This window comes from Benzoatithermus flavus (genome assembly GCF_037908215.1).
Taxonomy (GTDB): domain Bacteria; phylum Pseudomonadota; class Alphaproteobacteria; order Geminicoccales; family Geminicoccaceae; genus Benzoatithermus; species Benzoatithermus flavus.
This window is the reverse complement of the sequence record NZ_JBBLZC010000019.1, coordinates 89,818-96,238: the sequence shown is the minus strand read 5'-3', so window position 1 is coordinate 96,238 and position 6,421 is coordinate 89,818. Positions and strand designations below refer to the sequence as shown.

At 67.0% G+C, this 6,421-nt stretch carries 6 protein-coding genes; all 6 read right to left on the bottom strand.

The annotated features are described in order from the left end of the window. The coding region (locus U1T56_RS17460) for an MCP four helix bundle domain-containing protein (protein ID WP_418160765.1) at positions 1-1,124 on the bottom strand (1,124 nt) is incomplete at its 3' end. 276 nt (positions 1,125-1,400) lie between these two features. Further along, positions 1,401-2,249, bottom strand: coding sequence for a carbohydrate ABC transporter permease (locus tag U1T56_RS17455; RefSeq protein WP_418160764.1), 849 nt, complete (start codon positions 2,247-2,249; stop codon positions 1,401-1,403). Further along, the gene (locus U1T56_RS17450) at positions 2,246-3,166 is read right to left on the bottom strand and encodes a carbohydrate ABC transporter permease (RefSeq protein WP_418160772.1); all 921 of its coding nucleotides are present in this window, start codon (positions 3,164-3,166) and stop codon (positions 2,246-2,248) included. Before U1T56_RS17450 ends, U1T56_RS17455 begins: the two co-directional genes overlap by 4 nt. 2 nt (positions 3,167-3,168) lie before the next feature. Continuing rightward, positions 3,169-4,446 (bottom strand): ABC transporter substrate-binding protein, encoded by a 1,278-nt coding sequence (locus U1T56_RS17445; protein WP_418160771.1) that lies wholly within the window; start codon positions 4,444-4,446, stop codon positions 3,169-3,171. 34 nt (positions 4,447-4,480) lie between these two features. Then, complete coding sequence (locus U1T56_RS17440) at positions 4,481-5,659, bottom strand: aminotransferase class I/II-fold pyridoxal phosphate-dependent enzyme (protein ID WP_418160763.1); 1,179 nt, start codon at positions 5,657-5,659, stop codon at positions 4,481-4,483. Then, positions 5,649-6,305, bottom strand: coding sequence for a FadR/GntR family transcriptional regulator (locus U1T56_RS17435; protein WP_418160762.1), 657 nt, complete (start codon positions 6,303-6,305; stop codon positions 5,649-5,651). Before U1T56_RS17435 ends, U1T56_RS17440 begins: the two co-directional genes overlap by 11 nt. Positions 6,306-6,421 lie beyond the last annotated feature (116 nt).

Here is a 6,421-nt window from a genome sequence, read left to right as displayed (position 1 = left end):
ATCGCCTGGCCGAGCGCGCCGATCTCGTCGCGGCTCTCGAGCCGGACCCGGTGCGAAAGGTCGCCCACCGCCACCGCCTCGGCCGCCCGCACCACCCGCCCCAGGCCGCGGCTGATCCCCAGACCGATCCAGGCCATCGTCACCACGCTGGCGATCAGGCCGGCCACAGCGGTAATGACCAGGCTCCTGCGGGCTGAATCATACTCGCTCTGTGCTGCCGCTCGCGACCGCTCCATCTCCTCCCTGCTGCGTTCGACGAGCTCGTCGAGCATGGCCATCGCCTGCTGCAGTGCTTCCTTGCCGGGGCCGCTCGCGATCGCAAAGGCATGGGCATAGCTGTTGGTCGAGGTGGCCCGCAGGAAGGAACGGTGGGTGTCCAGATATGCATCCCACGCCGCATGGAGGCGTTGCAGCTCGTCTGGAAAGGCCTGGCCCAGCCTGCTGCTCAGAGCAGCGATCGCCGCTCCCGTCTCCTCCCGCTGCCGCTCGGCCTTCCGGTCGAGTTCCGCCAGGTGCGCATCGTCGGTGTCGATGATGGAGACCGTGGCCGTGAAGCGCAGCTCCTGAAGCTGATTGCGCAAGGCCAGCATGTCGGCACGCACGGCCTTGCCGGCATCGTCGTTCGGGACGCGGGTCTCGATCGCATCCAGCGCCGCCAGGACGGCCTCGTAATCCTGCTTCGCCGACCCGAGCGCCATGCCCACGCCTGCGGTATAGGAGCTGGCGAGTCCGAGCTTCCGGACTTGATCGAGCAGCTTGGTATAGGCCTTCCAGGCCGCCAGCACGGCATCCAGCCGCTGCTGCTGCTCCTCGCTCGCCGCTTTGCGGTAGGCTCCTGCCGCGGTGGAGAACGCCACCAGATGCTTTTGAATGTCCTTGTCTGCGGCCAGGGCCGCGGCGTCGTCGCCCGCCGCGATCAGCAGGTTGGCGAAGCGGTCCACCTGCACGCTGCTGGTGCGCATGTCGCGGGCGAGATCGAGCTGTTGCACCGAATCGTCCACGACCGCCGCAAGGCGCTCGTTGAGCGCGCCGAGCTTCATGATCCCGAGACAGGCGCTCGTGCCAAGGAGCAGGAGCACCAACCCGGAAGCTGCCGCCAGCTTGGCCTTGATCGAGAAACGCATCGCGTGTCCTGTCCGTCTTTCGATGCATGGCGATTGTCGTCCGCAGCCCGCCCGGCTGCGGCAGGGGCGCGCCGCCCGGGGTGGTTCGGTCCTTTTCGATCGTAGGTGCCATGCACGCCGGGGGTTGCGCTCAGCGCAGGACTTTTATCGCTTTCAAGTTGCTGAAGCAAAGAAGCGCGCAACCGATCTGCGAAGGATTTTCATGCGGCATATGAACAGAGCAGGGACTCGCGCTACGTTCTGCGGCGCGAATCCGTTCTCCGTCCCTGAGCGCGCTCAGCCCTTGACGGCGCCCGCGGTGAGACCCTGGACGAGGTAGCGCTGGATCAGCGCGAAAAACAGGCAGGCAGGGATCAGGGCGAGAAAGGAGGCCGCCATCATCTGGCCCCAATCGACCGAGAACTTGGAGACGAAGGTCAAGAGGCCCACGGGAAAGGTCATCCGATCGTCGCCGTTGATCAGCATCAGCGCGAACAGCAGCTCGGACCAGGCGGCGGTGAAGACGAAACCGAGCGTCGCCCCCATGCCGGGCAGCGTCAGCGGCATGACCACCCGGCGCAGCGCCCCGAAGCGGGTGCAGCCGTCGATCATCGCGGCCTCCTCCAGCGTTCTCGGCACCGCGTCGAAGAAAGACTGCATGAGGAAGGCGGCGAACGGCACGTTAAAGGCCGTGTAGACGACGACGAGGCCGGTGAGGCTGTTCGCGAGGCTCAGCGCCGCCAGGATGCGGTAGATGGGGGCGATCAGCATCACGAGCGGGAACATCTGGGTCACGAGGAGCAGCAGCAGCACCAGGCGCTTGCCACGAAAGACGAAGCGGGAGACGGCATAGCCCAGAAGGCTCGCGAGCAGCGTCACGAGAAGCGCCGTGGCGAGCGAGACCACGACCGAGTTCAGGAAGAAGCGCGGGAAGCGGCTCTGCAGCAACACGAACCGGAAATTGTCGAGCGTGATGGCCGAAGGCCAGAGCGCCACCCCTTCGCTGTAGAGGAGCTGGTTCGGCGTGAGCGCGATCTTCAGCAGCCAGAACAGGGGAAAGAGCGCCACCACGACATAGAAGAGAAGCGCCAGGCGATGGCCCAGGGCCGGCAGAACGGCTCGGAGGGTCGGGTGCCGCCGGCTCATGTCGTGCTCCGAAAGCTCATCCGCAGGCGGATCAGGAGGGCGGCGTAGAGAACGAGGAGAAGGAGGAGCACTGCCGCCACCGCCGAGGCGTAGCCGAAATCGAGCTTCCGGAAGGCGAGCGTGAAGATGTAGCTCGCGAGGATCTGTGTGGTATTGGCCGGCCCGCCGCCGGTCATGACGACGATGAGGTCGGCAAAGTTCGAGATCCAGATCGTTCGCAGCATCACCGTGATGGCGATCATGGGCGCGAGGAACGGGAGCGTGATGAGCCGGAACTGCTGGAACGGCCCGGCTCCGTCGATGGAAGCCGCCTCGTAGAGCTCGTTCGGGATCGACTGGAGCGCCGCGAGCAGCGTGATCGCGAAGAAGGGAACGCCGAACCAGACATTGGCCGCGATCGGACCCAGCATGGCGAGCCTCGGATCGCCCAGGATGTTGTAGGGCTCGACGAGCAGCCCGAGCGAGAACAGCCAGTAGGGCAGCGGCCCCACCACGGGGTTGAACAGCCATGCCCAGGTGAGCCCGCCCAGAAAGCTCGGCACCGCCCAGGGCAGGAACACCAGGGCCTGGACGGCGCGCTTGCCGTAGAAGCTGCGGTTGAGGAGGAGCGCGAGACCGAGGCCGAAGAGGAACTGGAACAGAAGCGAGCCGAAGGTCCAGTAGAGTGTGTTCGCGAGCGAGAGCCAGAAGATGCGATCGGAGACGAGCCTCGCGAAATTGTCGAGGCCGACCCAGCCGCGGACGAACGGGTTCAGGATCTGGAGCTGCTGGAAGGCATAGGAGAGTCCGATCACGAGCGGCACGATCATGACGAGCAGCACGAGGACGAGCCCCGGTGCGATGTAGCACCAGGGCTCGAGCACGCGCCCGAGGCCGCGGAGCCCCGCCCCTCCTCGGGCCGGGCCGCTCGCGGCGATGTTCACGGCTTGGGATGCGCGGCCTGCCACTTCTTCTGCGCCTCCGTGAAGTAGCTCGCCCACTCGGTGGCGACGTCCTCGGCCGTGCGCTGGCCGAGCAACAGCTCCTGCCCGGTCTGGACCGCGATCGAATCGGCCCAGTAGCCGTATTCCGGCAGGTAGGCCGGCACCGGCGTCGGCTCCCAGTGCTTGTCGTTGAGCTCGGTGAACCAGCCCTTGAACTGCTCGCTGTCGAAGAACGGATCTTCTTGCGAGCGCTTATGGATCGGCACGACCCCGACGAACTTCGACCAGGCGAGATTGCTCTCCGGCGACGACAGGAAGGCGATCAGCTTCCAGCTCGCTTCCTTGTCCTTGGCCGCCTTGAACATCGCCCAGCCGGCGTAGCCCAGCGTCGGGAACGCCTTGCCGGCGGGGCCGAGCGGCATGGGGGCGACGGCGAAATCCGCAGGATTCATCCGCTCCTTGATCGCAATCAGCGCGTCGGGGTCCTGATCGAGCATGGCGCAGGTGCCGGAATAGAACCCGGCCACGATCTCGTTGAAGCCCCAGTTGACGCTGTCACGCGGCACCAGGCCTTCCTTGTGCATGTCGGCCAGGATCTGGAGACCCTTGATGGCGCCCGGCTGGTTGAAGGTGCTGTTGCCGTTTCGATCGAAGTAGTCGCCGGAGCCGTTCATGGCCAGCATGAACATGGTGTAGCCGTTGGCACTGCCGGTACCGCCACGCAGACAGTAGCCGGTCTTGCCCTCGCCCAACGCCGAGATCTTGCGCGAGGCCTCGACGAACTCGTCGATGGTCAGGGGTGCGTGGTCGAGTCCTGCCTCCTTGAACAGCTTCTTGTTCCAGAACATCGCCCGGATGTAGAAGCCGTAAGGAATCATGTAGGGCGTGCCGCCCACGACCGAGCCGTATTGCAGCACGCGCTCGCTGAGCTCGCCCTTCCCTTCCCATTTGGCCAGCCAGGGCTCGAGGCTCTCGAGCTGGCCGCTCGTGCCATAGAGCGAAACCCAGCGCTCCGGCATCTCGACCACGTCCGGGATCTCGCCACCCTGGACCATGGTGGCGAGCTTCTCGAAGGCCTGCCCCCAGGGCAGCGAGGTGATCTTGACCTTGATGCCGGGGTTCGCCGCCTCGAACTTGTCGAGGAGGCTGCGCAGGAGTTCGGTGCGCTGCGGACTCGTGATGACCTCGGTGAGGTTGATCACGGTCTCTGCCCGGGCCGGGCCCGCGGCACCCAGCGCCAGGACCGCCGCCGCGGCCAGAAGCAAGCGTCGCATCATGTCGGTTCTGCCTCCCGTTGCTGATGCCATGTCAGCGGCCGTCCGTCGCGGCCGCGAGTGCTGCCTCCAGATCGGCCAGGAGGTCCTTCGTGCTCTCCAGGCCGACATGAAGCCGGATCGTGCGCGGGCTGACCCCGAAATCACGGGCCGAGTTGGGCCCGCCCGCCTGCTGGTGCGTGATCTCGGCCGGGAACACGAGGCTCTCGTGGCCGCCCCAGCTCACGCCGAGCTTGAACAGCCGCAAGGCGTCGACGAAGCGTTGCACCGACAGGCCTTGCACGAGCTCGAAGCTGAAGAGCGACGAGGCGCCGGTGAGCTGAACGCCGTCGACGGCGCCGGCCAGGGCCGGATGATGGACGCGGAGGACCTCGGGCCGCTGCTCGAGCCAGCGGGCGACGGCGAGACCGCGCGCTTGCGCCGCCTTCATCCGGATCTCGAGCGTGCGCAGGCCTCGCAGGAGCAACCAGGCCTCGAAGGGTGCGAGCTTCGCGCCCAGGAAGGGCAGCACCTCGGCGTTGATCCGGCCGATCAGCTCGCGCCGCCCCGCCACCACGCCCGCCACCGTGTCGCTGTGGCCGGAGAGATATTTCGAGGCCGAATGGACGACGAGGTCGATCCCGTGCCGGAGCGGCCGCTGGAAAATCGGGCTCGCCCAGCTATTGTCGATCACGGTGACGACGCCATGCGCGCGCGCGAGGCGGGCGATGGCCGCGAGGTCCTGAACCTCGAACATCCAACTCGTCGGACTCTCGAGATAGAGGAGCCTCACTCCCGGGAGAGCCCGTTCGATGGCGGCGAGGTCGCGCCCGTCGACATAATCGGTGCGAACGCCGAAGCGGCGCAGCGTGGTCTCGAAGAAGCGGTAGGCGTCGGGATAGACGTGCCGCACGCACAGGATCCGGTCGCCGGCCGCGACCTGGCTCAGGACCGCGGCGCTGATCGCCGCCATGCCGCTCGCGAAGCCGCGCGCGGCTTCCGCCCCTTCGAGGGCGGCGAGCTTCGCCTCGAAGGCGGCGCTGGTCGGGTTGCCGACCCGACTGTAGACCGAGCGCTTCGCCTCGCCGCGGAACGCCGCCACGGCCGCGGCGTAGCTCGGGAAGGTGAACAGCGAGGTCTGGAAGATCGGCGGAACCACCGCATCACCCGGGAGGTCCTCGTCGTGCGCGAGGATGGTGCCCGGGTCGAAGATGTCGATGTCGTCAGGGCGCATGACGGGCGGCTCGCAGGTCTTCCTCGGTGATGGCCAGGATCGCCAGCGCCTTCGCTCGGGCCGTCTCGGGGTCGCGCGCGGCGATGGCTTCGAAGAGCTCGCGGTGCAGCGGAAAGGAGCGGCTCGCGAAGCCGGGCTGGTTCAAAGGATTGGTGAAGAAGCTGAACAGCGCATCGTGCAACGCCGAGACGAGCTGCAAGAACAGAGGGTTGCCGGTGGCACGGTAGATCGAGAGGTGGAATTCCCAATCCTCCGCCGGGGCTTCGCCGTAGCGGAGATGCACCGCCTCCATCCGCTCGAGGCAGTCGCGGATATGGGCCAGGTCGTCCGGTGTCGCGCGCCGGGCGGCGATGGCGGCCGCCTCGGCCTCCAGCGCGCGGCGCACCTCGAGGGCGCGCAGCAGGCTGTCCTGCTTCAGGCGGACGGTGATCGAGAGGTGGACGGCATCGTCGCCGAGCGGCGCCTTGAGGTAGGTCCCGCTACCCTTGCGCATCTCGACCACGCCTAAGGCCTGCCAGCGCTTGAGCGCCTCGCGGATCGTGGAGCGCCCGACCTTCAGGCGCAGGGCCAGCTCCCGCTCGGCCGGCAGACGGCTGCCCGGCTCGAGGCCCGCCGCCGCCACGAAGGCCGCCAGCTCCTCGAGCACGGCGTCGTCCCGGGTTCGGGCGCGAATGGGGCGAAGAGCGCGTGACACGAAGGCTGCAGCCACCCTTTTGGACTGGTTGTCAGACCAATTTTCGCCAGCGTGCCGGGCTTGTCAAT

What these genes read in the sequence shown, in the direction of transcription:
- U1T56_RS17455 (WP_418160764.1), bottom strand. Translation starts at nt 2,249, where the DNA reads ATGAGCCGGCGGCACCCGACCCTCCGAGCCGTTCTGCCGGCCCTGGGC.
- U1T56_RS17445 (WP_418160771.1), bottom strand. Translation starts at nt 4,446, where the DNA reads ATGCGACGCTTGCTTCTGGCCGCGGCGGCGGTCCTGGCGCTGGGTGCC.
- U1T56_RS17440 (WP_418160763.1), bottom strand. Translation starts at nt 5,659, where the DNA reads ATGCGCCCTGACGACATCGACATCTTCGACCCGGGCACCATCCTCGCG.